Here is a 24451-nt window from a genome sequence, read left to right as displayed (position 1 = left end):
TATTTTTTACTTTCTGAAAACAAGTATAGGAGTATGGGTGTCAAAACCAAATTCCTTGGTTTTACTCGAAAGAAAGTGGCGTTCAAACCAGTCGCGGTTTTGTTTTGTAAACATGACAACAATTGAGGGTCTTATTGTTCTTATATCTACTTTTAAATGATTGAGCAGGGAATATTCGATATTTAATTTTTTAAAATTAAAAGAGACTTTATCCGATTGGTAGTTTTGGGCTATCTTATTGAAATCTTCCTTGAAATTACCCTGATCCAATAATTCGTTATAATGATACAATGCCACATCTGCAGCAAAAAGGGCTGCAAATTTTTTAACAAAAGGCAGTTCCACACCCAGCTTTACAAGATCTGAGGCGTATAATAAAAGATGTATTGCCTTCATGCGATAGTTATAAGGAATAACCAAAAGCGGAATAGGGGAAGTAGTAATCAATTTTGTGGCAGTAGTTCCTATTAATTGATTAAATATCCCTGGTCCGGATGTATTGATACAAATAAAATCGGCATGGCATTTTTGTGCATACGCAATAATGGCCTGGTCTACGTGAGTATGGTTCTCGGTTACAAATTCAGCCTTACCAGGCTCTTTTTTGGTTGTTTTGTAAATGGATAGGATGAATTTTTTAAGTTTATAATCCTGCGTGGTTTTTTTATAATAGTTGTCGATATTATCCTCAAAGGTTTTGGTATTTACACTATAGAATATGAGTTCACAGGGAGTCTGAGCAGCAAATTGAATCGCAAATCGTATTGCTGCCCTTGAGATACTCGAGAAGTCTGTTGTAACAAGTAATTTTTTCATGGTATTTATTTTAAAACTGAAATTTTCATTTGAAGGTTTATCTAAATTTATTTCAGTAGGTATTAGATTATTATTTTCCTATTTCAGTTTCATTTCATTTAGGTTCAGATTTAATTTTGTCCATTTTGTCTTATCCAAATGAAGCGTATCCAGATCTGTTGTCCATTCCATAAAAGGCGCTAAACGATAGATGCCTACAACACGTTTTTTATAGCCAAATGCAAACCGGTCTCCGCGAAGCTGATAATTAATTGTTTTAGCCGGATTCTCAATATTTCGGTAAAGTACTATTTGTGTTTTCCAGTCTCCGCCCCATGTAAAGAAAGCTTTGAGTCCGCATAAAATTCCAATGATTATAAAGACTAAAATAATGGACCAGTTGGTTTGGAGTTTTCTAAAGAATTGTCCGATAATAATTACCAGTGATGAGGCTGCAAAAAACAAAAAAAAGTAATGTACCCTATAATCATTGATATGAAACTGGGTATATCGGTTGAGTAGAATGATACTTATAGAGATTACAAAAATGACAGCAATGGCGGGATTCAGTTTTTTCATCTTAAGTGTGTGGTTTGTTATTTATGAATGTCATTTACTTTACGCATAAAATCTGCTGTTGCAGGGTCTGCTTGAGTTCCGTAACCATCTACAAGGGTGCCTTTTTCATTACTATTAGTCTCAATTGCGTACATAATCGAAGAGTCCTCAGGATTTGATTCGCCTTCAAAACGATAGAAATGGGCAATTTTTATTTCATTAGCCATAAAGTGATGGTCTGTTTTGAGTGAAACCAGACTTTTTCCATTCACCTCAAATTGGGATGTAAATCCCATGTTTTCAATTTCAGCCAGTACAGTGACCAGGCTGTCCATATTTACTTTTTCCATAATTCATGTTTTTTTTCCAGGGATTGTTCCGGGGCTATTGTTTAAGGTCTACATGTAAGTTGTTTTTAACCTCCAGTACACCAGGGGCTTTCCAGGCCAGACGGCTTGCTTCATTTTTTTGAAACCAGGATTCGACATTCCCTTTTAACGTAACAGAATTGTCCAGAACCTCCACTTTGATTTTGGTATTTCCTATAATTTTGTTTCGTTCTATAGCATCCTCAATGTCTTTTTTATTAATCCGGTCTTTGGATAAAGAGATGATCATAATGTTATTGATAATACCCTTGACACCAATGAGCACGCTTACAGCTTTTTTAGCTTCTTCTTTCTGGTAGTTCCATTCCAAGGATCCGGTAAGGGTTACCCAGCCCTTTTCGACTTTTACCTGCACTCTGTCATGTGGAATATCCCAATGCCATTTGAAAGCGTTTATAATTTCTGCGGCAATTTCGTTATCTGATTTTTGAGTTTTGTTGTTTAGCACAACTTCAATTTTTTCTACAACCACCTTTACGCCCGATACATTTTTAGCAGCTCTTTCTGCTTCTTCTTTTTTGGCATAACTATTTACGCAGCCCGTTAGGGTAACAATTCCATCGAAAGCTGTAACTCCAATTTCTGCAGCTGATAACAAAGGTTCCCAATTGATAGCTTCTATGACTTTTTGTTGTAATTCTTCGTTGGTTTTCATTTGCTTACTATATTTATTGAAGCAAAGTTGCACCTTATCAAAGTCTTAATAAATGATTCTCGACATTCTAAAAACTGATTCCAATTACATATCGGGATGAAATATATTAGTTGATTCCTTTTTTAAATGCTCAGCCTGCAAAGTCTAGTTGTTCTATTTCTTAGTTCTGATCTATGGCTCTTTTCATGTATATTTCTTCGCGATGACTCATTCTTATTTCTGACATGATCAGGTATACCGATAAACTAATGACAGAAGCAAAAAAGCACCATACCGATACGAGATAACTTTCATAAAAAACAGTTGTAATGATATAGGATATAAAGACCATAATTCCTAACCACCACATGCGTCTGATGTGTGAAAAGAAAGGCGGGAGTATTGTAGCGATGATATAAAGCAATCCACCCATTACCCGAAAGGATTCAGGATAAGTCTGGATATAGGCTATGTGATAACAATCAATCTCGGATCTGATATTAAAATGGAACAAACAGTAAGTAAGGTACATCGATACAAGCATCCCAATTGCCACAAGTATTCTTTGCATTTGCTTTCGGGATTGTTCTTTTTCCAAAAGCAGTATGGCAACCGGAACCCAGACGGGCCAGATAATTTGTGCGATAATCAGGTAAAAATAAGTGATGCCGGTTTGCAGGTAGGACCACTTCGTACTCGGAATGGACAGCCATAATAATCCCTCAGAGAACTGCTGTACGGCAAATATAAAGGGGATTAAGGCAAACATGGTTTGTGAGCGATGCTGTATTTTGTTTATACAGGCGACTCCAATAACGCTAAGTACAATCCCGGCACTAAAACTTGCTGTAGCAGAAAAACACATAAGATAATAGGTTAGGTTTATGACTTGGTTTTAGTTGGTTTGACTCTTCTGCCTACAGTATCCATAAGAATAGTAGCTGTTAAGGCTGCCAGTGCGATAAGTGCGAATATTGTTTTCATGCTTATAATTTTTAGAATGATTGAATTTTATAAGATTTAGTTTTTAAAACTATCTAGCAAATTTGGCCTAAAACAGCCAGTAGTGAAATGATTATCAACATTGCAATAAGTGATCTGGAACACTTTTTTAGACTATTTTTACCTTAGCTTTGATACTGGTTTTAAAGAAAAAAAATGGCACTATTAATCTTTGTCAGACACGGACAATCTGTTTATAATTTAGAGAACCGTTTTACAGGAATACTGGATATTCCCCTTACTGACCTGGGAAAAGAACAGGCGAAGCTGGCAGGTCAAAAACTGATCGGTTATGTTTTTGATATTGCCTATACTTCCATGCTTATAAGGGCACAGGAGAGCCTGCGGATTATCCTGAATGAAATGAAAGTGACGATTCCTATTGTAAAAAATAAAGCTTTTAATGAGCGTATGTACGGTACTTTGCAAGGACTCAACAAAGATGAAACAGCGCAAAAGTACGGTTTGGCCCAGGTGGATATATGGAGAAGAAGTTATGATATATGTCCTCCCGGAGGAGAAAGCCTGCTTGATACCTATAACCGCGTGGTTCCTTATTATAAAGCAGAAATAGAACTGAAATTAAAAATGGGACAAAATGTTTTACTGGTGGCCCATGGCAACAGTTTAAGATCCCTGATGATGTACCTTGAAAACATCAATCCGCTTGATATTGTCAAAGTAAACATCCCTACAGGCCAGCCCCGACTTTATGAATTTAATACAAAACTAGAGCTCTCGGAAGTGAAGTATCTTTAAATCATCGGAGTGATCAGATTTGTTTTTTACCAATATTTTTGGATAATGATTTACATGTTTTATACTCTAATAGGTTCTGAAAGATTGATTTTGTTTCTGTTTTTATAAAGCTGTTCCTTTTTGGCAGCATATTTTTCCATGGTTAAACGGGCCATTAAATAGCTTACTGTAGATTCTGCACCCTGATTCAGATTAATATAATTTTCTTCCAGACCATCATAACATCCTCCAGTGCATGGATTATAGATTATCTTCTGCAGATGATTGTTGCCTAAGAACCAGCTAAAGGCAGTTTCCATTTTTTCCAGATACGATGAATTTTTAAAAACAGTATTGAATCTCTCCAGGGCAAGAATCGTATAGGCAACATCAATAGGCTGTTCTCCGCCTATGGTTTCTTTGTTTTGCCTGCTCGAATCAAGCCATCCCTTATTGGATATTACTTTGATCTTGTTCTCGGTAAAAATGCGGGATAAAAGAAAATCAAAAGATTCTTTGGCAGCTTCCTTATATTGATATTCGCCCGTGGCTAAGTAGGCACAAAGAAGCGCTTCTGGCAGTATACTGTTGCCATAAGTCAGGTAGCTTTCAAACCATTTCCAGTTAGATTTACATTCGTGCCTGTACATTTTCACCAATCGATTCGAAAGCAGTTTTATAAGTGCAATATTTTCAAAATCTACAGCATTTTTGTTACGATAATAAACTCCTTTAATTACAAATGCCATTGCCCTTGTGGAATAGATTGTATTTACTTTTTGTAAAGCTGTCTTGATGGTCTTTGCGGCATCTGCTGTAAATCCGAGAGGAAAAATACTCGAAAGGGACAGCATGAAACCCAGAGCCCAGATTGCTCTTCCGTTGGAATCCTCCAGATTTTCGCTATTTTGGTTGGTAAATTCTTGATCTTTGCTGACATAGTTCAAAAAACTCCCATCTGGCTGCAGACAAAATTTGATAAAGCTGTAATATTTTTCAATGAGTTCTAAATCCTCAGGCTCCCTTTTCAATTCATAATGCTGGCAAATGGCTACCAGCGCCCGTGCGTTGTCATCTAAAGTATAGCCCGTATCGATATCAGGATGGTTAATTACTGAGAATTGTATCATGGCAAATGAAGTGGTCAAATTTTTGAAATGACTCAGATTTATTTCCGGGATTTTATAATGCAGTGCTATTTTTCCGGATATAATTTTTTTAAATAACCCTGCATGTGCAATTGCGGAATTCTCCCATGCCGTTGGTGCCATTTTGTGTATACCGTTGGCAGAGATATTTTTACGCAATTGTGGATTTTTTAAAAGCCTCATGACTTCTTCAGCCAATTGTATTGTATTTTCAAATTCAATGATAACTCCCGTTCCATCTTCAAGCACTTCAAGTGCATGCGGAATGGGGGTAGAAATAATAGGACACCCGCAGCTAATGGCATAGGAAAAAGTGCCGCTTACAGCCTGATGGGGATCATTGGAAGTAAAAAGATAAATATCTGTAAGCTGCAAGTATTCAAGTAATTCCTCTAAAGGCAAGTAGGCATTAATGAATTTTACATGCGCCTGCAGCCCTAAGATTTCGACTCTTTTTTTTAGAAAATCACGGTATTTTTCTCCTTCCTCTCTAACCACCGTTGGGTGGGTTTTGCCAATAATCAGAAATAAAACATCAGGATATTGGCTCGAGATAACCGGTAATGCATCTAAGGTGGTTTCAATCGATTTACCAGAACTCAAGAGTCCGAACGTAGAGATTACCTTTTTACCTGAAAGCCCGTATTTTTCTTTTAATATTTTTTTATCCCGATGTTTTACCAAATGCGTTCCATGGGCAATAACAGAAATTTTCCCCTTGTCAATGCCATAAACGCTCTCCAGCAATGTAGCCGATCTTTGAGTCATGACAATAAATCCGTCGATAAGGGTATCCATTTCGATAATATTTCTTTTTATATCCCCATTGGGGTGAGGCAGAACCGTATGAAGGACAATTAAAACAGGCTTTATTGAAGCGCTTAAAAATTTAATCAAATCAGTCTCATTATTTTTAAAGAGCCCGAATTCATGTTGTATTAAGATTAGTTTTACTGCTTTATCAGTATTGCAGTACTCAGAAAGCTTCAGGTAGGAAGCAGCAGAATCCGTTTTAAGAATTTGATTTACAGTATCACCATAAATATAGCTGTCATTGATGGATTCCAGGGCAGCGACCTTTATTGTAAAAGATTGCTCAAATTTATTGTTTAAAGCAGCAATTAAATCTTCAGAATAGGTTGCAATACCGCATTCCCGTGAAGGAAATGAGGTAATAAATAAAATTTCAGGAGTTTTTAGTTCTTTTTGATCCTCTGAAATAATTGTATTTATTTTATTTGCCATTAGGCCAATACTCTTGCGAAGGGGAGTCGTAATTATCATTTTTTTTAGTATTAAGCATTAATTCATTAACCAGACCTGATAAGCTGACCGATACGCAGGCTATTTGTTCATCTGCCGCGCCATAATAAATATATAAAGTATCGCTAAAGACAACTGTTCCGGTGGGGAAACACACATTATTTACTGCTCCTTCTAATTCCCAATCCTTTTTTGGGCTAAAAAGAGGATAGGGCAGGCGTGCTATTTCAATTTGAGGATTATCAAGATCCAGTAAAGCGGCACAGGCTGAATATACGTATCCATCGATGCTGTCCTTGACCCCATGGTAAATAATAAGCCATCCCTTTGGTGTTTCTATCGGCGGACATCCGCCGCCTACATAACTGGATTCATGATCGTATTTAGGTGAGAGCAGAATATGGTCATTAAAATTCATGAAGTAATTATTATAGAACGCGGCTGTTAGGCACTCAAGTGATGTAACAGCAACAATAATCTGGATTTCGGGTTTAATGCGGTGCATAAAACAGAATTTGCCGTTTATTTTTCTGGGAAAGAAAATAACGTTTTTATCCCACAGGAGTATTTTTTTTCCATCTTTTTCGACCATTCCATTGTGCTGGTTGTATCTGAAATATTTGCTGTTGTTTAAATTTTTAGCGTTTGTCAATTGATTAAACTCAGCATAGGTAATAGTGGGGACAATTATTCCTTTTTTTTCAAAATGGATTAAATCTTTAGAAATTGCCAGACAGCCTAACGCGTTTACGCCATCAAAAGCGGTATAGGTCAGATAATATATTTCTTCGATTTTTACTATTCTTGGATCTTCTAATCCGTGACTTTCGTAATCAAATTCAGCAATAATCATAGGTACAGTGTTCCTGTGAACAACGTTTAAGGGCCCCTCTAGTTTACAATAGCCTATAGTGGAATAATTACCATGGCTCACGGCCCGATAAAAAAGATGAACAGTATCTCCGTTTTTGATAACAGCCGGATTCATTACCCCCTCATCTTCAAATGCATGTTCGGTTTTCTCCAGTATAATCCCTTCTCTTTTTATCGATATCATAATGCTCATTTAAGTGTTTAAAGGATCTTCTGACAATCCTTATTTAATAGACAGGTTAATCAGCCCAAACTGCAAATAAAAATAGAGGACGTTGCCCTCTATTTTTTTAACCTTTATAATAAGGCATAATCATATTCCACAACAAGGTCATTGTCAATGGACCAGATCCCCGGAGTTTTCCAGACGATTTTCTCAGCTTGATCTTTTTGGTAAACAGAGTCAACAAAACCAGTTAATTTCACATTGGTGCCATTTACTGTAACTGTAATATCTTTAGCGTTGAGTGACCAGCTTCTTGCGAGCGCTTTTTCAACATCCTTTTTTTCAATGGCATCCTTGATATCGGATTTAATTTTGATCTCATTGGTCACCCCTTTTACTCCTGGCAGGAAGCTAATAGCAGTTTTGGCGTCTTGTCTCTGAAAATTCCAGGTTAGTTCGCCCTCAAGTGTAACCCAGCCGTCTTCTACTTTTACCTTAACATGATCTTCGGCAACTGACCAGTTGTCCTTTAAGGCTTTTAACACCTCAAAGGCAATATCATTATCTGTTTTGGTAAAGGTATTGGAGTATTTGATCTCTATTTCCTCGACAACGGCCTTTACCCCGGATACATTTTTGGCCGCGGTTTCAGCTTCCTTTTTTTTATAATATCCGTCTACAATACCCGTCAGGGTCACTACACCATCTTTTACGGTCACTCCAATTTCTGCAGCATGTAAAAGCGGTTCCCATTTGATGGCATTCTGGACGTCTTTTTGTAATTCTTCGTTGGTTTTCATAATGTATGTATTTAAAAATTTATAATTTATTTTTAGTTAATGCTTATTGAAAGAACTCTATTACCAATTTATCAGACTGGAAATACAATTCCCAGATAATACTGAATGCTCTGATAAAAGGCAATGGCTTTGATTACGATTCCATTTTCTTTGGCATAGCAGTTTATTTTAAAAAGTATATTTCCCATCTCAACTATTTTTAAAGTCAAATTTTTTAAAATGGTCGCGAACAAAAACCTCTTGCTGCTGAAGGTTCATTTTAGTGGTATTTTCAGCTTCTATTTTGATTTTGACAAAACTGTTGTCTTTTTGCAAAAAGTGCAGTAATTCCGTTTTTGCCGTAGTGGGGCCAAATAAGACCAGTTCATTATAACCAATGGCGAGAGTCGCAATTTTCTTAAAATAGGCCCTTTGTTTATCCTGCTCTTTATGGTGCATTTCACTTTCGCTTCTTTGCAGGGTTTCATGTTTGTCCTGAATATCAAATTCAGAGATCACAGTCTGGGTATCTTTATCATTATCGGTAAAATCGATTAAATTAGCGCAGGCATGATCCAGGTAAATGCCTAATTGATTTATAGTTTTCATTTTCTTTAATGTATATGTTTTAATGTTTTTTCTTCCTTACTGCATTGCTGCAGCTTCAATTTCCTCAGCAGAAATAGATTCTTCATCTTTCAAACCGTTTTCTTTAGGAATATGGATTCCCAGCACTTTTCGGGCATTTTCAATTTGAATTTTGGTGCCATGCACAAGGAGCATAAATTTGCCTGCTTTTATCTCTGTTTCGTATTTTAAAACATCATGATTTGAAATACCTAAACTCACCAATGCGGCAGCAATAACACTGCTTCCTCCCAATAATGCAGCACCTTCGAGTGCCCCAATAATAGCCGAAACAAGCGGTCCGGCAACCAGCAGCGGACCAAGTCCAGGAATAAAAAAGAAAGCAGATCCAAACAATAATCCCCAGAAGCCGCCCCAGAAGGCCCCAAAGCTTCCCCATTTTTTCATGCGGTCTCCCACAGTGTAATAACCCGTAACAGTTTCATCGGTATGGTAGTCTGTTCCTATGATGGAGAGTTTGGTCATATCAAATCCGCTTTTTTCGAGTTTTTTAATAGCTGTTTCAGCTTTAAGATGTGTGGCATAAAAGGCAGCTAATGTATTTGTGTTTTTCATGGTGATTGTATTTAATGTAAAATCCATTCTTATAAATTTTAAGCTCTCACAAGACCTTATTATATTTCTTCATTGCTGTACAAAGTTGAGGTAACAGGAAGCAATCTAAAATGACAGGCATCAGCAATAAAAATGATGTAGGGCACTTTTATTATTCACTGCTGATAATTTAATTCCATAATAGCGCGCAAAGCAATAAAAATTGGATTTATAAGTCCTCTTTGCTGTTAAAACAATGATAATGTGTTAATTATATTGTGAAATTCAGGAAGAATGTAATTTTCCATTTTTAAATAGCCGACCTTTATAAGGATCATCATAATTTGATCGATTTGATGATGGATAATGCCGCTCTTTTATATGCTCTTGTACAAAATGCTTTGGATGGCATCATTACCATAGACGACATTGGGACTATAGAAACGATCAATCCCGCCGGCTGTGTACTTTTTGGCTATCAGCAAGAGGAAGTTATTGGCAAAAATATTTCAATGCTCATGCCTTCACCGGACAGGGAAAGGCATAATAACTATTTGAGCAAGTACAAAACAACCCGAAAAGCCAGCATAATTGGTGTGGGGCGTGAACTCACAGGAATGCGCAAAGGAGGTGATCTATTTCCGATGAAACTTGGAGTTAGTGAGGTAAAATATTCAGGCAGGACTATTTATGCCGGTTTTATTCATGACCTGTCCCAGCAGAAAATAGAAGAGGAACGGTATAAGGATTATGCATCTCATCTGGAAGAACTTGTAGAGGAGAGGACAAAATCGCTTAACGATACAATTTTTGCCTTGGAAAAGGCAAAAGAAAAAGTGAGTATTTCCCTGGAGAAAGAGAAGGAACTCAGTAAATTAAAAAACCGGTTTTTATCGATGGCCTCCCACGAATTTCGCACACCGCTCAGCACCGTGCAGTTATCAGCCTCACTAATAGAAAAATACGCTATACCTTTTCAAAGCGAACCTATAGGGAAACATATTGCCAAGATTAAAAATTCGGTAAAGAGCTTAACGGCGATACTCAATGATTTTCTCTATGTTGAAAAATTGGAAATAGGAAAGATGAAGCCTGAGTTCACTTGTTTTGACCTGGTTAAATTCGGTGAGGAAATAACCGAAGAAATGCAGCTTCTGGCCAAACCCAGCCAAAATATTGTCTGTAAACATCTTGGAGATCAAACCATGATATACCTCGATGCTAATTTGTTAAAGAATTGTGCCATTAACTTAATTGGTAATGCCATAAAGTACTCCGGAGACAGCTGCTGCATTGATTTTACAACAGAAATTAATGATTTAGATTATATTATTTCAGTTCACGATGATGGAATCGGCATTCCTTTGGATGAACAAAAACATTTGTTTCAGGCTTTTTTCAGGGCGCACAACACCGGCAGTATCCCAGGCACTGGTCTTGGCCTGAATATAGTGAGCCGTTACGTTTCACTTATGAAGGGAACGGCAGAATTTAAAAGTAATGAACAAGAAGGAACATTATTCACCCTAACATTTCCCATATCATGAGCAAAGTACTGATTATTGAAGACCATAATGACATTAGGGAAAATATTGCTGAAATCCTTACTTTGGCAGGTTACACTGTTTATCAGGCTAATAATGGTAAAATAGGGGTTGAATCTGCGGTTGTCAACCTGCCCGATATTATTTTATGTGATATTATGATGCCCGAACTGGACGGTTACGGGGTATTGTATATGCTGAATAAAAATCCGAAAACAAGTACCATTCCCTTTATTTTCATAACTGCCAAATCAGAAAGAATTGATTTGCGAAAGGCCATGGAAATGGGAGCAGATGATTACCTGACCAAACCTTTTGACGATATGGAACTTTTACATGCCATTGAAAGCAGGCTCAACAAAAAGAATTCAGAAATGGATTTTTACAGTCACTCGCTCGGCCGTCTTGAAAGTTTGGTAGGGGACAAGGAAGGGCTTTCTGAGCTGAAAAAAATGATAGAGGAGCATGTTCACAGGCCTTTTAAGAAGAACCAGATTATTCATTATGAAGGGGATCGCGCTATTGGTCTTTATTTGGTGATCTCGGGTAAAATCAAAACCGTCAAGATGTCTGAAGACGGAAGAGAACTTATGACCGGTATGTACCATGCCAATGATTTTTTAGGCGTCAATACAATCCTCTCTGATGAGACCTACACCGATACCGCAACAGCACTGGAAGACAGTCAGGTCTGTTTTTTTCCAAAAGAACAGCTCGAAGAATTACTAAAATTATATCCTGATGTAGGGGAGAAATTCATTAAAATTTTATCGAATGAAATCAGGAGCAAAGACACACATTTGCTACAATTGGCGTATCAGTCGGTCAGAAAGCGCATTGCAGAATCCCTGCTGAGACTCTTTCGCCAGGAAGAAGCGGCAAAAGGGGACAGCATCAATGTAACAAGGGATGATCTGGCAGCGATGTCAGGAACTGCATCCGAAACCGTGAGCAGAACCTTAACCGAGTTTAGGAATGAAGGATTAATAGAAAAAAAAGGCAGCCAGCTTAAAATTCTGGATTATATGAAAATAAGCAAGATGAAAAATTAGTATAAAAGTAAAAATTCCAATGGGCCCTCCATTGAGATTCCCTAAAATCGCGGGACATAAGACTTAATTTTCGAAAAGTACTTTGGCCAGTGCATTGTCCCGATTATAAAGGTCATCGTAAAAGGCAATATTTCCATTGCCGTCAGCCCAAGCGGTAAAGTAAGCAATGTAAACCGGGATTTTATCCTGGAGCACATAGGTGTTTTCTTTTCCCAAATGCATGGCTGCATCTACTTTTTTGCTGCTCCAGCTGGCCTCTTTTTCCATAATGGCCAGTGCAAGCTCACGGGCTTTTTCAACCCTTACGCATCCATGACTAAAAGCTCTTTTGTCTTTATTGAAAAAGGATTTGGATGGCGAATCATGAAGGTAAATGTTATGGGAATTGGGAAACATAAATTTCACATAACCTAAAGCGTTACTGCCTCCTGGTTTCTGCCTTACCTGCCCGTCATGCCATTCCATATGCTGATTTTCAAGATAATTAGGATTCTTTTTTATATTGGGCAGTATTTCTTTTTTAAGGATACTGGTGGGAACATTCCAATACGGGCTGAAGGCTAAATAACTCATACTGCCACTAAATACTATGGTTTTATGAAATTCTTTTCCTACTACCACTTTAGAAACAAGAAAGGGCTTTCCATCTCGGTAATACAGTAATCTGAAAGAAGGTATATTCACGGCGATATATTCCTGCGCCGTATTTATTTTAGGACTGATCCAGCGGCATCTTTCCATATTAACCGAAATGGTTTTGATCCGGCTCGCTACAGGAATGTTAAGCATTTCAATAAGTCTGGGCGTGATCTTGCTCTCAAAGTCATGATTTTGACTGGTTCCATAAGCCGCAATGCCTTCAGTTATGGCTTGATCAAAAACAATAGACGCGTTATCCTCTGTGATAAAACCCTCTAAAAACAGCCTGTTTCTGAGCCCTTGTACTGTAGCGGAAGAATCACCCTTCTGAAGGGATTTGATTTCTTTTTCGAGTTTAACGACTTTCCAGCCGCCATTTTTTTCAATTTCAAGATATTTTTTCAAAGCCTGTTTTAGGGGATAATATTGATTGAAATACTCATGTCTGAATTCCTTTTTTGATCCAATTCCCTGTGCAAGGGTATCGAGGTATGCCGCATTTGAAGCATTCTCTCTGGGAAGGTACCAGCCTGTTTCTTCGCTTTTTCCTATGGTAAATCCGCTGAAAACTTTAGTAGTGTAGAAAAAATACATGCAGCTGATGATGAGCTCTGAATCGAGGTTTGGAATAGTGCCGGTCTGTTTTTCAAATATTTTATCCCATTCGGTTTCATAGGGTACCGCTACAGGAAGCCCTTCTTCTCTCATCTGCTGCACCTGTTTGTGCAGTACATAGGCAAATTCTATAAGCCCTTTCTTGTCATACCAAATATAATCAGTGTGCTTTTTGTAGAGCAGTTTTACCTGGGCCTGATACGGACTGAATTTAGGATAGGTCTCAAAAAAAGCAGCAATTTTTGTGGTGTCGATTTGCGAAGGATTTTCCTGAAACTGTTTTTGAATATGATCCATGGAAGCTGCAGGGGATATGATCCAGATACTGCACATTAAGAAAATCAATATGTATTTATATTTCATCGGGGAGGTATTAGCTTGTTTTTTTTGACACTATAATTTGAAAGTGGTAAGTCTTTAGTAAACCTGAACATAGCAATAATTACTGTTATGTTCAGGTTTTAGTCTATTGAAAGATATTTTAATTGGCTTTAATTTCGTCGGCCGCCATCTCTGTGAGTAATTTGTTTTTTTTTACCTCAGGCAGCATTCCATTGTCGCCTTTTTTTATTTTTGAAGCTTTTTTAATTTTCTTTCCCTTAAGACTTGCAGTGCTTTTTAGGATTCTCTTATTGATTTTTTTAGCGATCTTTTTGGCTGTATTGTCAATTGTTTTGAGAATCTTTTTTGTGTTTGATTTTGCGGTTAGTGCAGTAGTAATTGCAGTAGTAATTGCAGTTGTTATTTCAGCTGCCATTTTTTTTGAATTTGCTTTCATGATTTTAAATTTTATAGATGTTATCTTTGATCCTGATTTATTGAAATAAACAGGACTTGTTATATGGATACAAAATTGAGCTGAACTTTTGCCGTACAAAATGACACTGCTCATTTTCATTATTGATTTTAGACACTTTTCAAGAAGTGTGTTTTTGGCTATTGTTTAAAATCCCACCGTAGCTTCTAACATAAAGCCTTCGAACTTCCCGCCATGTCTGATATCGGCAGGCTGAAAATTTTTATATTTCTGATTTACATATTCGGCTTTCATCAGGATATTTTTTGTCATGAACCAGCCTGCAGAGGCTGTTACACGATTGATTTTTTGGTCATTTTGATTTTGCGGTGAATCAGTAAGCGTATTGTACCTTCCTGCAATCCAGAAATTCTCTTTTCCTGCAGGAAATCTGTAGATCAAATCAACAGCAGACTGCACAACCTGATGCGTATCTGTCTCAGTAATCTTTCTGCCTTTGGCAACTTCATAGGTTCCAAAAAGTTCTAAACCTTTAAACTTTAAAAAAGGGTTGAACATAAATGCTGTTACCTGCTGACTAAATTCGGGATTATAACGACCTGACCTGAAATTAGCAACTGCTGTCGCCTGCGTATTTTCCATGACATAGAAATAATGGGAACCGGTTCGGTCCCCTGCAAAAAGTGTATTGTTCAAAGCTCTTTGCACGTTGTAAAAGGAACCGGTAAGCCTAAGCCTTAAATCTTGGTCTATTTGTTTGTCATAACCGATCTTGCCATGTAATGCAGGTGTAGGCTTGTTAAGTTCACCTGTTGCAGCATCTATTTTAGTGGAAACCACCACAGTTGGATTTAAGGCTCCATTTGTCAGTCCAAGCATGACCATAAATCCTGAATTGTCATGGTAATATGCTTCACCTCCGATTTCAGTGGCAAATTCATCCATGATGTAGTTTTCAATAAAAGGGTTGTAGATGGCGTTTCCTCCGTCACTTCTCCTGTAGTGCTGATCCCCATAATCCACATCATAGGCACCTACTTTCAGGGTTACATATTTCATGGCCTGATCTATAAAACTGCTTTTTAGAAAGGAGAGTTTATCAAACTGAATATAACCGCCCTTTACCCAGGTTTCTTCATGGTGTCTTGAGGATAAATAAACAGTAAGGTTCATCCGGATTCCATCATCGAGCTGCGCATCGATATTCAGATTGGCCATAGCCAGATTGAACCCATTGGTAATCTCAATAAGTTCATTACTGTTTATGTTGTCAATCAGAACAGGGGATACTTTATTTTGATGGTTTAATCCCTGAAAATCCAATGTTAAGTTTCCGCCCATTTTTACTGTGAAGCCTTCAAAAGAGGAGCTGTCCTTCTTGGTAGTTTCAAAAACATTAAGTCCCCTTTGGTCGTTGTGCCTATAATACTGCATAGGTTTCTTTTGTGACTGTGCCATTGTTACCCAAAGACATAGTAATAGTATATTTTTCATATGATTATGATTTTTCAAAAAGGAAAGAGAATTCAAGCTTGATTGCATCACCGGTTTTCATGACTGCTCCCATAAATATGGGAGCAGTAACATTGTAGTCACTCATGTTTATGGGATAATTGCCATTACAACTGATGCTTCCGTCTTTATTTACAAAACAGTATAAATCAATTATAGCATCTTTGGTAAGCCCGGCAATGGTAAGTTTTCCGGCTGTTTTGATATGGAATTTAGAATTGTTTAAGCTCATTACTTCAGCAGAAACCTGTTTGTACAGGATTTCTTTAAACTGATCGGTTTTCAGGGCTTTGTACGCATTTTTGTCTAATTTTTTCTGTCCGCTTTTAAGGGTGAGCACCGGCAGGTTAAACGCAATGGCGCTGAGTTTTGTAATTTGATTTTCAGCACCGATTTTAAATGTTGCTTCTCCTGAAAAAACAGGCGTTTTCATCGTCCAGTCATGGAAGGTGGAGGTTCCCGATATTTTCATTTCATTAACTATGGATTTACCAATTTTGAAATGGGATTGTGCCAGAACCCTCTGGCTCAGTGCTGAGATTATGGTCAGCAGCAGTAGCGTGAATTTTATTTTAGTTTTCATGATTGTTCTTAATTTGTTAAAGCATTATTGTAAGTAGGAGCGAAGGAACCAGGCTATTTTCTCATGGCTCTCGGTTAGTGTGGTAACAAAATCATCTGTTTTACTGTCCATAGAAGCTGTTTCAAGAAGGGATGTATTTTTTTTTAGTACCGTAATGAGGTTTTCATGATCACCGAGCAATTCACTCAGATAACCCGCGCGATCATTTGTTTTTTTTCTTTTTTTATTGAAGCGCGTTACCTTCAAAAAAGCTTTCAGCATGGCATCTGCATAATGGCCTGAGGCATGAACACGTTTTTCAACTCGTTCAATTATGAGATCAATTTCGCCGGATTGCGCGCTAAAGAAGAGATATTTGTCCTGAAAATCAATTCCCTGAAGATTTAGATGTACGCTTTTGGTTTTGGTTAAAAGGATATACTCATCACAAAGTATACTTGAGAGTTTGCTCGAAAGGTTTCTGATATGGGCTCTTTTTGAAGTAGTGGTTTTCATTTTTGTTTTTTTTGCGGTGCTGCTTTTCAGGGCAAAGTTGAAGCTGTTACAGGTAAACCAAAATGACAGAAAACGCAGCAATAAGTGATGGTTGTTACTTATTGGTAAGGGCAATATCATAACTCGAGTCAAAGTCATAATAACTTGGACTTTTAAGCCAGTACGCCGCCATCTAAAATAATCTGGGTACCATTGCAATAACTCGAATCATCACAGGCCAGAAAAATAAATGTTTTGGCTACTTCCTCGGGCGTACATAACCTTTTGGCCGGAGTGCCATCGATCCAGGCCTGATGGACTGTTTGGGGCGCTGCGCCCAGTAAAGGTGTTTCTACATAATAGGGACAGATGGCATTCCCGCGTATATTTTGGGCGCCATATTGAACGGCGATATTTTTTGTTAATCCCAATACACCATGTTTGGCAACCGTATAAGGAACTAAACCGTGCTCGGCTTTTAATCCGCCCAAAGAAGACATGTTGACAATAACACCGCCGCCTTGTTTGAGAAACTGCTGCAGTTCGTATTTAACGCAATAGAACTGACCGGTAAGGTTCACGGCAATTAAGGTATCCCATACTGCTTCAGGCATATCATGAATTCCGGAATATACCCCGCCGATTCCTGCATTATTAAACGCCACATCAAGCCTGCCGTATTTCTCTACAGTGGTTGTAATGGCCTTTTTAACGCTTTGAACATCACTAACGTCAATTGGGACGAACATGCACGGAGCGCCCAGCGCTTCAATATCCAGAATCGTCTGACGATGGTCTTTTCCGGGAAGATCAGCAACTATAACTGTTGCGCCTTCGCGCGCCGCTTCCAGTGCAGAGGCTTTTCCTATTCCTGAATTACCACCTGTGATAAATACTACTTTGTTTTGAAGTCTTTTCATTTTTTCTTTGGATTTAGATTCTTAATTAGTACCTGATGCTTTTTGCAGTTCCAGTTCTTTTTTTGCCTCTTGTTTTTTCTTTTTTTTGAAATAGCCCCTCAAAAGGAAATTCTGCTTGGCAGCCTGTTCGATTTCAATTAGATTTTTAGAACCTGTTTGTAAATTTGTGAGGGTTGAATCTAGGGAGCCAGCTAATTTTTCATCGCTGATCAGCTTTGGCAAAATGCCTTTTCCGGTATTTAGCTTGGCGGTAAAAACATTTAAATCAGTGACACTTTTCTCAAAACCAGAAAGTGTTTTTTTTATGCTGTTGGCATAATAAGGATCAGTCATGAGTTTTGATAATGTGCCGTCCTTGTCGTTTATTTTTTTTGTAAAAACAGCAAATTCATTGGAACTCTCCTTTAGGTTTTTCATGGTAACATCGATGCTTTCTGCGAAATTCTCATCGGTTAATACTTTAGAGAGTGCGCCTTTTCCGTTATTGATTTTATAGCTGAATTCAGAGAGTTCTTTGGTGATGATCTGGGCATTATCAATGCTTTTTTTGAGTCCGGCAATCAGGTCTTCCATTCCAACGGCTTCACTGGACGCAATCATATCGCCGTCTTTTACCACTTGCGCTAGACTATTTTTAGGAGAAATCGTCAATACTTTATCACCCATTAGTCCGTCTGATCCAATACTTGCCCAGGCATCGGTTTTAATATATTGGTGTACTTCTTCCCTGATGATCATATCGACCACTACGGTAGAATCGGAAATAAAGGAGATGTCTTTTATAGTGCCGATAGTGATTCCGGATAAGAGTACATTATTGCCGTTTTTGAGTCCGCTGACATTTTTGAATTTTGCTTTTAAGTGGAAGGTGTCACCAAAAAGGTTTTGGCTTTTGCCAATGAAATAAACCGCAGCGAGAAAAATCGTCAGCGCGGCAATGACAAACAATCCCAATTTCCAGATATAGTCTGATTTTTTCTTCATGATGGTATTATTTAAGTTGACAGGCCAGGGCCTCTAAGGGTATTAATTGGCTGCAAAAAAGAATGATCTTACCCACTTATCGGTACTGTTTTCGAGTTCCTCGTAGCTGCCCTGTGCATGGATCAGGCCATCTTTGATAATAATGATGCGGTTTCCGGTCATTTTAGCGCAGATCATATCATGGGTAATGATAATGGAGGTTGTTTTGTATTTTTTCTGAACCGATAAGATCAGTTCGCTGATTTCCTGCGCCGTAATGGTGTCCAGTCCCGCAGTGGGTTCATCATAAAATATAATTTCGGGCTTGATAATTATCGTTCGTGCCAGACTAATGCGTTTGACCATTCCGCCTGACAATTCAGAAGGCATTTTATCAATAGCTTCTTTTAGTCCAACGCTGTCCAGGGCTTCAAGGATTTGCTGCTCGATGTCTTTTTCTGTCAGGTGTCGCGTATGGTGTTTGAGGGTAAAAGTCAGGTTTTCACGAACCGACATGGAATCGTATAATGCTCCATCCTGAAACATAAAACCTATTTTGAGCCTTATTTCATTGAGTTCTTTATAGGTAAGTTTTGTCATGTCTGTACCGAGGATTTCCATTTTGCCTTTGTCGGGATCAAGAAGGCCGACAAGGCATTTTATGGCTACTGATTTCCCTGAGCCGGAGCGTCCCAGAATTACAAGATCCTCGCCTTTGTTTACCTGAAAACTAATGCCTTTGAGCACTTTGTTTTTCCCAAAGGCTTTGTAGAGGTTTTTGATTTTTATGATGGGCTCTTTTTTCATGGCTTAAAAAAATAAATCGGTGATTTGAACGGCTAGCATATCGACAATAAAAATAGAAAGTGACGCTGTTACCACCGCTGAATTTGCGGCCAGTCCCACGCTTGCTGTCCCACTTGAGGCATTAAAACCTTTATAGCAGCCTATGACCCCTATAAAAAATCCAAAGAAGAATGTTTTTATCGTAGCGGGCATAAGATCCAGATAATCCAGATGTTCAATGACTTCTGAAAAGTACCTTCTCATTGTAATGGTATTGTGTATGTTATAGCCGATGTAACCTCCAAAAATACCCACCAGATCAGCAAAAATAACCAGCAGGGGCACCATTAGCGTTGCGGCCAATATTCGGGTAACCACCAGATATTTATAAGGATTTACAGCAGAGACTTCCATAGCATCGATTTGTGAGGAAACTTTCATTGAGCCCAGTTCGGCGCCAATGCCCGAGGCAATTTTTCCCGCGCAGATAAGGGCTGTAACCACAGGTGCTATTTCCCTGATCAGCGAAAGCGACACCATGCTTGGCAGCCAGGATTCTGCGCCAAATTTTGTCATGGTCGGCCGGGACTGAATGGTCAGTACCAAACCCATGATAAATCCCGTGATGCTTACAAGAGGAAGTGATTTGCATCCGATGGTGTAACATTGGCGCAGGAACTCATTGATTTGAAAGGGAGGGACGAAAATTTCCCTAAAAAAACGTCCGATGAACAATGAAAAATTTCCTGCCTGTATAAGCTGCTCTTTTATGATGGCTATCATTATAAGATTTGATTTAGGTTATAGTTTAAGAAACAATTTTATTGGGTTAAGACCTGATTTCCGAACAGGTGAATTTTCTTCTCTTGACCACTATAAAATTGAATTTCTACTGCTTTTACAGCATGTTGTTTTGTACTTTACCGGCAGCACTTTTTTCTAAGATTTAGTTTTTTATTCTCAGACAAAGATGCAATACCATGTTTCGTTTAGAAATGATGCATATCATTGCAGGAAGTGAGCGTTATTACATTTAGAAAATTTTTTAAAAAAAATCCCTGAATTACTAATTCAGGGAAGCTCTTTTACATTTATTATTTATTCAGACGGCTGCCTGCACTTTAAGCGGTGAAAGAATAGTTGTAATCGACTGTCAATTCATTTTTTACAAAGGCAACCCCGGGAGTATTCCAGGTAATTCTGGCCGCTTCTTCTTTTTGATAAAGCGAGGTAACATCTCCGGAAAGCGTTACCGTAGTTCCTGATACCGATACGGTAATATCCTTGGCATTAATGGCCCAATGGCGTGCCAAGGCGTTCTCTACATGTTTTTTCTCAATGGCACTGTTGGATTCTGACTGAACGCTGATGTTGTTTATAACACCTTTAACACCGCGAAGCTCTGTGGCAGATTTTCTGGCCAGCTCTTTTTGATAATTCCATCCCAGCTGCCCTTCCAGGGTAACCCAGCCGTCCTCAACTTTAACTGTCAGGTTATTATGAGCAAGCAATAGGTTTTCTGAAAAGGATTTTACCAGATCTGTAGCGATATCAGTATCATTTTTTATAAAGTGGCGCGCATCCTGTATCTCAATTTTTTCGACTACAGCCTTGACACCGCCTACTTTTTTAGCGGCATTTTCGGCTTCGGTTTTTTTATAATAATCATCTACAATTCCCGTAAGGGTCACAACGCCGTCTTTAACAATTACTCCAATTTCTGCGGCATGCAAAAGCGGTTCCCATTTAATGGCATCCTGTACGTCTTTTTGCAATTCTTCATTTGTTTTCATAAGGTAAATTTTTAAAATTTATTGGTTTTATTTTTTTAATACTAAAGATAGCCCCGGTCACTTACTTTTTTTTACGGACAGTTTTGAATTGATGGACCGCAGCAGATCATATTGTTTCTGCTGTACATCAAACAGCGTTTTTATTTCTTCTTCCAGCAGTAAGTCAACCTTTTGATTGAGGCTTCGGATCTGCATTTCTGCCTTTAGGTTGATCAGGTAATCATTTTCACTGCGTATCCGGTCTTTTTGCTCAAGCCTGTTCTGGCTCATCATGATAATAGGTGCCTGCAATGCAGCAAGACACGAAAGAATCAGATTGAGCAGGATAAAGGGAGAAGGATCAAATTCATAAATACCTATGGCAAGAATATTAAAGGAGATCCAAAGGATTAAGATGACAAAGAAGGAGATTATAAATTTCCAGCTTCCGCCAAATCGTGCCACCATATCAGAAATTCTTTCTCCCCTGCTAAGGTTTTCAATATCAGGATGGGAGAGCTTGTGTACAATAAGCTCTTCAGCTTCAATGGAATTGCGGACAATCTCATGAAGTTTTTCTATATGTACTTTTACATCCTGTGAAAAAGCATACTTATCCTTTGCTGTCATTGGTGTAGTATTATCTTGTTTGAAAACTGTTTTTTAAACTTTGTAACGATGGATATAGGTATTATTCGATTTAAAAAGGATCAGAGAGCGCGCTCACACGGATGAGTTTCTTATTCACAAATTCATTAATTCCAAGTTCAGATAATTCCCTTCCGTAGCCTGATCTTTTGGTTCCTCCAAAAGGCAGGTCGGCCTGTGTCCAGGTGGGGTGGTTGATAAATACCATTCCGGTATCAATCTGGTCTGCCACGCGTTTGCCGCGTTCTATGTCATTTGTAAAGACCGAACCGCCAAGTCCGAAAGGGCTGTCATTGGCAAGGTCAATGGCGCCTTGTTCATCTTTTACCCTGTAAAAAGAGGCTACAGGACCAAAGAGTTCTTCATGATAAGCGGCCATTCCGGGTTTTAGGTTTGTTAGTATCGTGGGTTCCATAAAAGCTCCCTCACGTTTCAGGCGGCTGCCTCCCAGTACGATTTTTGCCCCTGCATCTACGGATCTCATGACCTGATCGGCTAGCAGTACTGCAGCTTCTTCATTGCACAATGGCCCTAATTCTGTTGTTCTGTCCATAGGATCACCTACTTTCAGGCTGGCCATTTTTTGGGTGAATTTGGCCAAGAATTCATCGGCCACAGCCTCAACAACTATAAATCTTTTTGAAGCCACACAGCATTGTCCGTTGTTATTGATTCTTCCTACCATGGCCCAATGGACTGTTTTTTCAATATCGGCATCTTCCAGTACAATAAAGGCGTCGTTTCCTCCAAGTTCCAGAACCGATTTTTTAAGGTTTCGGCCAGCCTCTGCAGCCAGGCTTGCCCCGGCGGCTTCGCTTCCCGTTAAGGAAACCCCTTTAATCCTCTGATCTGAAACAAGCGCCGAAGCCCTTTTTCCGGAGATCAGAAGATTGGTGTACAGCCCCTTTGGGGCTCCGGCTTCATGGAAGAGTTCTTCGATGGCAATGGCACATTGGGGAACAATGGAGGCGTGTTTGACAAGCACGGTATTTCCCGCGATGATATTGGGACCTGCAAAACGGGCTACCTGATAGAAGGGGAAGTTCCAGGGTTCTACGCCAAATACCACACCCAGGGGCGTATAACGTATAAAGGCCTTACCATACTCAGGATCCAGATGTTTGTCGGAGAGGAATTCTTCCCCGTTCTCGGCGTAATAATCAATTATATTGGCGCTAAGGTCAATCTCGGCTTCAGCCTGGGAGATCAGTTTTCCCATTTCCAGTGTTATGGTCCTGGCGAGCTCCTGCTTTTTTTTGCGCAGGAGCGATGCCACTTTATGCATTAAATCAATTCGCTGGGTAAAGGACGTTTTTCTCCAGTCCTGGAAAGTTTCAGCTGCAGTTGCAACGGCTGCTTCCAGCGCTGTATCGGTCATTTCTTCAAAACTTTTGATAAGGGTATTGGTGTTGGGATCCGTTGTTTGTATAGACATGATATTTGTTTTAGATTATTTCACATTATTTTTAAAAAGGTCTTTGACCGCTTTGTCAAGTTCATCCATATCGTAGTTGAATTCCCGTTGGAAAGATTCGTTTTTGGACACAATGGAATCATCAAATTTGAGCATGCCGTTTTCGAATTCCGCGTTACGCTCGCGCAGCTTTTTCCTCATTGCTTTGAGCTTCTCGTGGTTCTGGTTGAGTTCATTTTTCAGCCTCAAATTTTCTTTTTGGTCCGCCGCGGTTATTTTTTTTTGAAATTCTCTGATCTGCTCATTTAATGCCTGTACATCTTTTTCGGATTTATTATTAAAGTTTTTCCACTCGCTGATTGTTTTTTCCTTTGCTGCATCCCTAGACTCTTTTGCAGCCTGCTGCAGCTCTCGATTGGCTTTATTGAGATTGTCTTTTGCATCGCTCAGGTCTTTTTTTGAAGCTGTATTACAGCTGCAAAGCATCAGTGAGATGCTCACTGCAAGGGTTGTTATAGTTGTTTTCATTAGTGTCGGAATTAATTTTTAAGAAATTTTCTTATTGCAAAGATGTGTTTAACGACGCAGTCACCAAATGATGCCCGGCACATTTGAAAGTGATCTCAAACACTTTTTTAATCCTGTACGTGCTAATTGGAAAAGTCTTTTTATTGGATTAGTCAGGAAGATTTTCTTTCGATGAAATGTTTTTTTCAATTTCAGTGATTTGGTTTTTCTCTTTTTTAATATCCTGTCTCAGAAGACCGAACAAACCCATATAAAAGTTAGCGATCCAGACCAGGGCAAACCCCGCAATGAGATAACCGGTCCAGTTCTGCATTAAAAGCTTATATCCAGTGGCAATGAGCGCCGCAATAGTAGCATAATGGCTGAAACAATATTCGCAGGTAAAAAGGTAAAAGAATTTTCGCTCTGCGATAGATCTGCCTGTTTTACTGCGCCGGGTACAGTAGTCCCTGGGTTCGCGCAATACCTCTTCATGGGTTACGGTCCAGGCCGCACATGCAATAGGCATGACCAGTATAAAAAGCCAGATGATCTGCATACTTACAGGTATCATAATCTTACGTATTAATTGGATGCAAATTTGTCTTTAATTTCAACTTTTCCCAATGATGCCAATCATTTTAAAAAGTGATTGATGGCTTTCCAATATGCCATTAGTGCCGCATTGATTTTTTTTAACTCAAAGCAAATTTTTATTGTCTAATCCATTGGTGTAGT

27 protein-coding genes are annotated in these 24451 nt (G+C 38.7%); 3 read left to right on the top strand and 24 right to left on the bottom strand.

Annotation, left to right across the window (positions count from 1 at the left end; translation table 11 throughout):
- Positions 1–6: 6 nt before the first annotated feature.
- From B0A64_RS09365 to B0A64_RS24915, 5 genes are all read right to left on the bottom strand, one after another.
- Positions 7–816 carry a universal stress protein gene (locus tag B0A64_RS09365; RefSeq protein ID WP_089479243.1) on the bottom strand — a complete coding sequence of 270 codons (810 nt, stop codon included), beginning with the start codon at positions 814–816 and terminating at the stop codon, positions 7–9.
- 78 nt (positions 817–894) lie between these two features.
- Complete coding sequence (locus tag B0A64_RS09360) at positions 895–1374, bottom strand: hypothetical protein (protein ID WP_089479242.1); 480 nt, start codon at positions 1372–1374, stop codon at positions 895–897.
- A 17-nt stretch (positions 1375–1391) separates the two neighbouring features.
- Positions 1392–1703, bottom strand: a complete 312-nt coding sequence (locus B0A64_RS09355) for a hypothetical protein (RefSeq protein ID WP_089479241.1) — start codon at positions 1701–1703, stop codon at positions 1392–1394.
- Positions 1704–1737: 34 nt separating this feature from the next.
- Positions 1738–2397, bottom strand: coding sequence for a BON domain-containing protein (locus B0A64_RS09350; protein WP_089479240.1), 660 nt, complete (start codon positions 2395–2397; stop codon positions 1738–1740).
- 160 nt (positions 2398–2557) lie between these two features.
- On the bottom strand, positions 2558–3241 hold the full coding sequence (locus B0A64_RS24915) for a DUF6629 family protein (protein WP_123875896.1): 684 nt from the start codon (positions 3239–3241) through the stop codon (positions 2558–2560).
- Between the two features lie 293 nt (positions 3242–3534).
- Between B0A64_RS24915 and B0A64_RS09340 the strand changes: the two genes are divergently transcribed.
- Positions 3535–4137, top strand: a complete 603-nt coding sequence (locus tag B0A64_RS09340) for a 2,3-bisphosphoglycerate-dependent phosphoglycerate mutase (protein WP_089479238.1) — start codon at positions 3535–3537, stop codon at positions 4135–4137.
- A gap of 59 nt (positions 4138–4196) precedes the next feature.
- Here B0A64_RS09340 and B0A64_RS09335 read toward each other — a convergent pair whose 3' ends face one another.
- From B0A64_RS09335 to B0A64_RS09315, 5 genes are all read right to left on the bottom strand, one after another.
- Positions 4197–6509, bottom strand: coding sequence for a glycosyltransferase (locus B0A64_RS09335; RefSeq protein WP_089479237.1), 2313 nt, complete (start codon positions 6507–6509; stop codon positions 4197–4199).
- Positions 6499–7593 (bottom strand): glycoside hydrolase family 130 protein, encoded by a 1095-nt coding sequence (locus tag B0A64_RS09330; RefSeq protein ID WP_317044996.1) that lies wholly within the window; start codon positions 7591–7593, stop codon positions 6499–6501. Before B0A64_RS09330 ends, B0A64_RS09335 begins: the two co-directional genes overlap by 11 nt.
- Positions 7594–7697: 104 nt before the next feature.
- Positions 7698–8366 carry a BON domain-containing protein gene (locus B0A64_RS09325; protein WP_089479235.1) on the bottom strand — a complete coding sequence of 223 codons (669 nt, stop codon included), beginning with the start codon at positions 8364–8366 and terminating at the stop codon, positions 7698–7700.
- Positions 8367–8555: 189 nt separating this feature from the next.
- A complete protein-coding gene (locus B0A64_RS09320; RefSeq protein ID WP_089479234.1) occupies positions 8556–8954 on the bottom strand; it encodes a hypothetical protein in 399 nt (132 codons plus the stop codon).
- A 36-nt stretch (positions 8955–8990) separates the two neighbouring features.
- Positions 8991–9575, bottom strand: coding sequence for a general stress protein (locus B0A64_RS09315; RefSeq protein ID WP_244285383.1), 585 nt, complete (start codon positions 9573–9575; stop codon positions 8991–8993).
- Between the two features lie 308 nt (positions 9576–9883).
- Here B0A64_RS09315 and B0A64_RS09310 point away from each other — a divergent pair, with 308 nt between their 5' ends.
- Together B0A64_RS09310 and B0A64_RS09305 are read left to right on the top strand one after the other, a co-directional pair.
- Entirely contained in the window at positions 9884–11074 is a 1191-nt protein-coding gene (locus B0A64_RS09310) for a PAS domain-containing sensor histidine kinase (RefSeq protein WP_244285382.1), read from the top strand.
- Positions 11071–12123 carry a response regulator gene (locus B0A64_RS09305; RefSeq protein ID WP_089479233.1) on the top strand — a complete coding sequence of 351 codons (1053 nt, stop codon included), beginning with the start codon at positions 11071–11073 and terminating at the stop codon, positions 12121–12123. The genes B0A64_RS09310 and B0A64_RS09305 overlap by 4 nt, the downstream gene beginning before the upstream one ends.
- Positions 12124–12186: 63 nt before the next feature.
- Here the strand turns inward: B0A64_RS09305 and B0A64_RS09300 are convergent, their stop codons facing one another.
- From B0A64_RS09300 to B0A64_RS09235, 14 genes are all read right to left on the bottom strand, one after another.
- The gene (locus B0A64_RS09300; protein WP_165769785.1) at positions 12187–13710 is read right to left on the bottom strand and encodes a L,D-transpeptidase family protein; all 1524 of its coding nucleotides are present in this window, start codon (positions 13708–13710) and stop codon (positions 12187–12189) included.
- Positions 13711–13858: 148 nt separating this feature from the next.
- Complete coding sequence (locus B0A64_RS09295) at positions 13859–14155, bottom strand: hypothetical protein (protein WP_123875895.1); 297 nt, start codon at positions 14153–14155, stop codon at positions 13859–13861.
- 165 nt (positions 14156–14320) lie between these two features.
- Positions 14321–15628, bottom strand: a complete 1308-nt coding sequence (locus B0A64_RS09290; protein ID WP_244285381.1) for a hypothetical protein — start codon at positions 15626–15628, stop codon at positions 14321–14323.
- A 4-nt stretch (positions 15629–15632) separates the two neighbouring features.
- Positions 15633–16229, bottom strand: a complete 597-nt coding sequence (locus B0A64_RS09285; protein WP_089479229.1) for a YceI family protein — start codon at positions 16227–16229, stop codon at positions 15633–15635.
- A 24-nt stretch (positions 16230–16253) separates the two neighbouring features.
- The gene (locus tag B0A64_RS09280) at positions 16254–16724 is read right to left on the bottom strand and encodes a Dps family protein (protein WP_165769784.1); all 471 of its coding nucleotides are present in this window, start codon (positions 16722–16724) and stop codon (positions 16254–16256) included.
- A 152-nt stretch (positions 16725–16876) separates the two neighbouring features.
- Positions 16877–17623, bottom strand: a complete 747-nt coding sequence (locus tag B0A64_RS09275) for an SDR family NAD(P)-dependent oxidoreductase (RefSeq protein ID WP_089479227.1) — start codon at positions 17621–17623, stop codon at positions 16877–16879.
- 21 nt (positions 17624–17644) lie between these two features.
- Complete coding sequence (locus B0A64_RS09270; protein ID WP_089479226.1) at positions 17645–18607, bottom strand: MlaD family protein; 963 nt, start codon at positions 18605–18607, stop codon at positions 17645–17647.
- Between the two features lie 42 nt (positions 18608–18649).
- Positions 18650–19393 (bottom strand): ABC transporter ATP-binding protein, encoded by a 744-nt coding sequence (locus B0A64_RS09265; protein WP_089479225.1) that lies wholly within the window; start codon positions 19391–19393, stop codon positions 18650–18652.
- 3 nt (positions 19394–19396) lie between these two features.
- Positions 19397–20155 carry an MlaE family ABC transporter permease gene (locus B0A64_RS09260; RefSeq protein WP_089479224.1) on the bottom strand — a complete coding sequence of 253 codons (759 nt, stop codon included), beginning with the start codon at positions 20153–20155 and terminating at the stop codon, positions 19397–19399.
- Positions 20156–20493: 338 nt separating this feature from the next.
- Positions 20494–21165, bottom strand: coding sequence for a BON domain-containing protein (locus tag B0A64_RS09255; RefSeq protein ID WP_089479223.1), 672 nt, complete (start codon positions 21163–21165; stop codon positions 20494–20496).
- Positions 21166–21222: 57 nt separating this feature from the next.
- Complete coding sequence (locus B0A64_RS09250) at positions 21223–21774, bottom strand: DUF1003 domain-containing protein (RefSeq protein WP_089479222.1); 552 nt, start codon at positions 21772–21774, stop codon at positions 21223–21225.
- A gap of 70 nt (positions 21775–21844) precedes the next feature.
- A complete protein-coding gene (locus tag B0A64_RS09245; RefSeq protein ID WP_089479221.1) occupies positions 21845–23227 on the bottom strand; it encodes an NAD-dependent succinate-semialdehyde dehydrogenase in 1383 nt (460 codons plus the stop codon).
- A 15-nt stretch (positions 23228–23242) separates the two neighbouring features.
- On the bottom strand, positions 23243–23734 hold the full coding sequence (locus B0A64_RS09240) for a hypothetical protein (protein WP_089479220.1): 492 nt from the start codon (positions 23732–23734) through the stop codon (positions 23243–23245).
- Positions 23735–23882: 148 nt separating this feature from the next.
- Positions 23883–24287, bottom strand: coding sequence for a hypothetical protein (locus tag B0A64_RS09235; protein ID WP_244285380.1), 405 nt, complete (start codon positions 24285–24287; stop codon positions 23883–23885).
- Between the last annotated feature and the right edge of the window lie 164 nt (positions 24288–24451).

The sequence above is a fragment of the Flavobacterium araucananum genome (assembly GCF_002222055.1).
Classification (GTDB): domain Bacteria; phylum Bacteroidota; class Bacteroidia; order Flavobacteriales; family Flavobacteriaceae; genus Flavobacterium; species Flavobacterium araucananum.
This window is presented reverse-complemented; position numbering and strand designations above follow the sequence as displayed.

What these genes read in the sequence shown, in the direction of transcription:
- B0A64_RS09365 (WP_089479243.1), bottom strand. Translation starts at nt 816, where the DNA reads ATGAAAAAATTACTTGTTACAACAGACTTCTCGAGTATCTCAAGGGCA.
- B0A64_RS09360 (WP_089479242.1), bottom strand. Translation starts at nt 1,374, where the DNA reads ATGAAAAAACTGAATCCCGCCATTGCTGTCATTTTTGTAATCTCTATA.
- B0A64_RS09355 (WP_089479241.1), bottom strand. Translation starts at nt 1,703, where the DNA reads ATGGAAAAAGTAAATATGGACAGCCTGGTCACTGTACTGGCTGAAATT.
- B0A64_RS09350 (WP_089479240.1), bottom strand. Translation starts at nt 2,397, where the DNA reads ATGAAAACCAACGAAGAATTACAACAAAAAGTCATAGAAGCTATCAAT.
- B0A64_RS24915 (WP_123875896.1), bottom strand. Translation starts at nt 3,241, where the DNA reads ATGTGTTTTTCTGCTACAGCAAGTTTTAGTGCCGGGATTGTACTTAGC.
- B0A64_RS09340 (WP_089479238.1), top strand. Translation starts at nt 3,535, where the DNA reads ATGGCACTATTAATCTTTGTCAGACACGGACAATCTGTTTATAATTTA.
- B0A64_RS09335 (WP_089479237.1), bottom strand. Translation starts at nt 6,509, where the DNA reads ATGGCAAATAAAATAAATACAATTATTTCAGAGGATCAAAAAGAACTA.
- B0A64_RS09330 (WP_317044996.1), bottom strand. Translation starts at nt 7,593, where the DNA reads ATGAGCATTATGATATCGATAAAAAGAGAAGGGATTATACTGGAGAAA.
- B0A64_RS09325 (WP_089479235.1), bottom strand. Translation starts at nt 8,366, where the DNA reads ATGAAAACCAACGAAGAATTACAAAAAGACGTCCAGAATGCCATCAAA.
- B0A64_RS09320 (WP_089479234.1), bottom strand. Translation starts at nt 8,954, where the DNA reads ATGAAAACTATAAATCAATTAGGCATTTACCTGGATCATGCCTGCGCT.
- B0A64_RS09315 (WP_244285383.1), bottom strand. Translation starts at nt 9,575, where the DNA reads ATGGATTTTACATTAAATACAATCACCATGAAAAACACAAATACATTA.
- B0A64_RS09310 (WP_244285382.1), top strand. Translation starts at nt 9,884, where the DNA reads ATGATGGATAATGCCGCTCTTTTATATGCTCTTGTACAAAATGCTTTG.
- B0A64_RS09305 (WP_089479233.1), top strand. Translation starts at nt 11,071, where the DNA reads ATGAGCAAAGTACTGATTATTGAAGACCATAATGACATTAGGGAAAAT.
- B0A64_RS09300 (WP_165769785.1), bottom strand. Translation starts at nt 13,710, where the DNA reads ATGTGCAGTATCTGGATCATATCCCCTGCAGCTTCCATGGATCATATT.
- B0A64_RS09295 (WP_123875895.1), bottom strand. Translation starts at nt 14,155, where the DNA reads ATGAAAGCAAATTCAAAAAAAATGGCAGCTGAAATAACAACTGCAATT.
- B0A64_RS09290 (WP_244285381.1), bottom strand. Translation starts at nt 15,628, where the DNA reads ATGAAAAATATACTATTACTATGTCTTTGGGTAACAATGGCACAGTCA.
- B0A64_RS09285 (WP_089479229.1), bottom strand. Translation starts at nt 16,229, where the DNA reads ATGAAAACTAAAATAAAATTCACGCTACTGCTGCTGACCATAATCTCA.
- B0A64_RS09280 (WP_165769784.1), bottom strand. Translation starts at nt 16,724, where the DNA reads ATGAAAACCACTACTTCAAAAAGAGCCCATATCAGAAACCTTTCGAGC.
- B0A64_RS09275 (WP_089479227.1), bottom strand. Translation starts at nt 17,623, where the DNA reads ATGAAAAGACTTCAAAACAAAGTAGTATTTATCACAGGTGGTAATTCA.
- B0A64_RS09270 (WP_089479226.1), bottom strand. Translation starts at nt 18,607, where the DNA reads ATGAAGAAAAAATCAGACTATATCTGGAAATTGGGATTGTTTGTCATT.
- B0A64_RS09265 (WP_089479225.1), bottom strand. Translation starts at nt 19,393, where the DNA reads ATGAAAAAAGAGCCCATCATAAAAATCAAAAACCTCTACAAAGCCTTT.
- B0A64_RS09260 (WP_089479224.1), bottom strand. Translation starts at nt 20,155, where the DNA reads ATGATAGCCATCATAAAAGAGCAGCTTATACAGGCAGGAAATTTTTCA.
- B0A64_RS09255 (WP_089479223.1), bottom strand. Translation starts at nt 21,165, where the DNA reads ATGAAAACAAATGAAGAATTGCAAAAAGACGTACAGGATGCCATTAAA.
- B0A64_RS09250 (WP_089479222.1), bottom strand. Translation starts at nt 21,774, where the DNA reads ATGACAGCAAAGGATAAGTATGCTTTTTCACAGGATGTAAAAGTACAT.
- B0A64_RS09245 (WP_089479221.1), bottom strand. Translation starts at nt 23,227, where the DNA reads ATGTCTATACAAACAACGGATCCCAACACCAATACCCTTATCAAAAGT.
- B0A64_RS09240 (WP_089479220.1), bottom strand. Translation starts at nt 23,734, where the DNA reads ATGAAAACAACTATAACAACCCTTGCAGTGAGCATCTCACTGATGCTT.
- B0A64_RS09235 (WP_244285380.1), bottom strand. Translation starts at nt 24,287, where the DNA reads ATGATACCTGTAAGTATGCAGATCATCTGGCTTTTTATACTGGTCATG.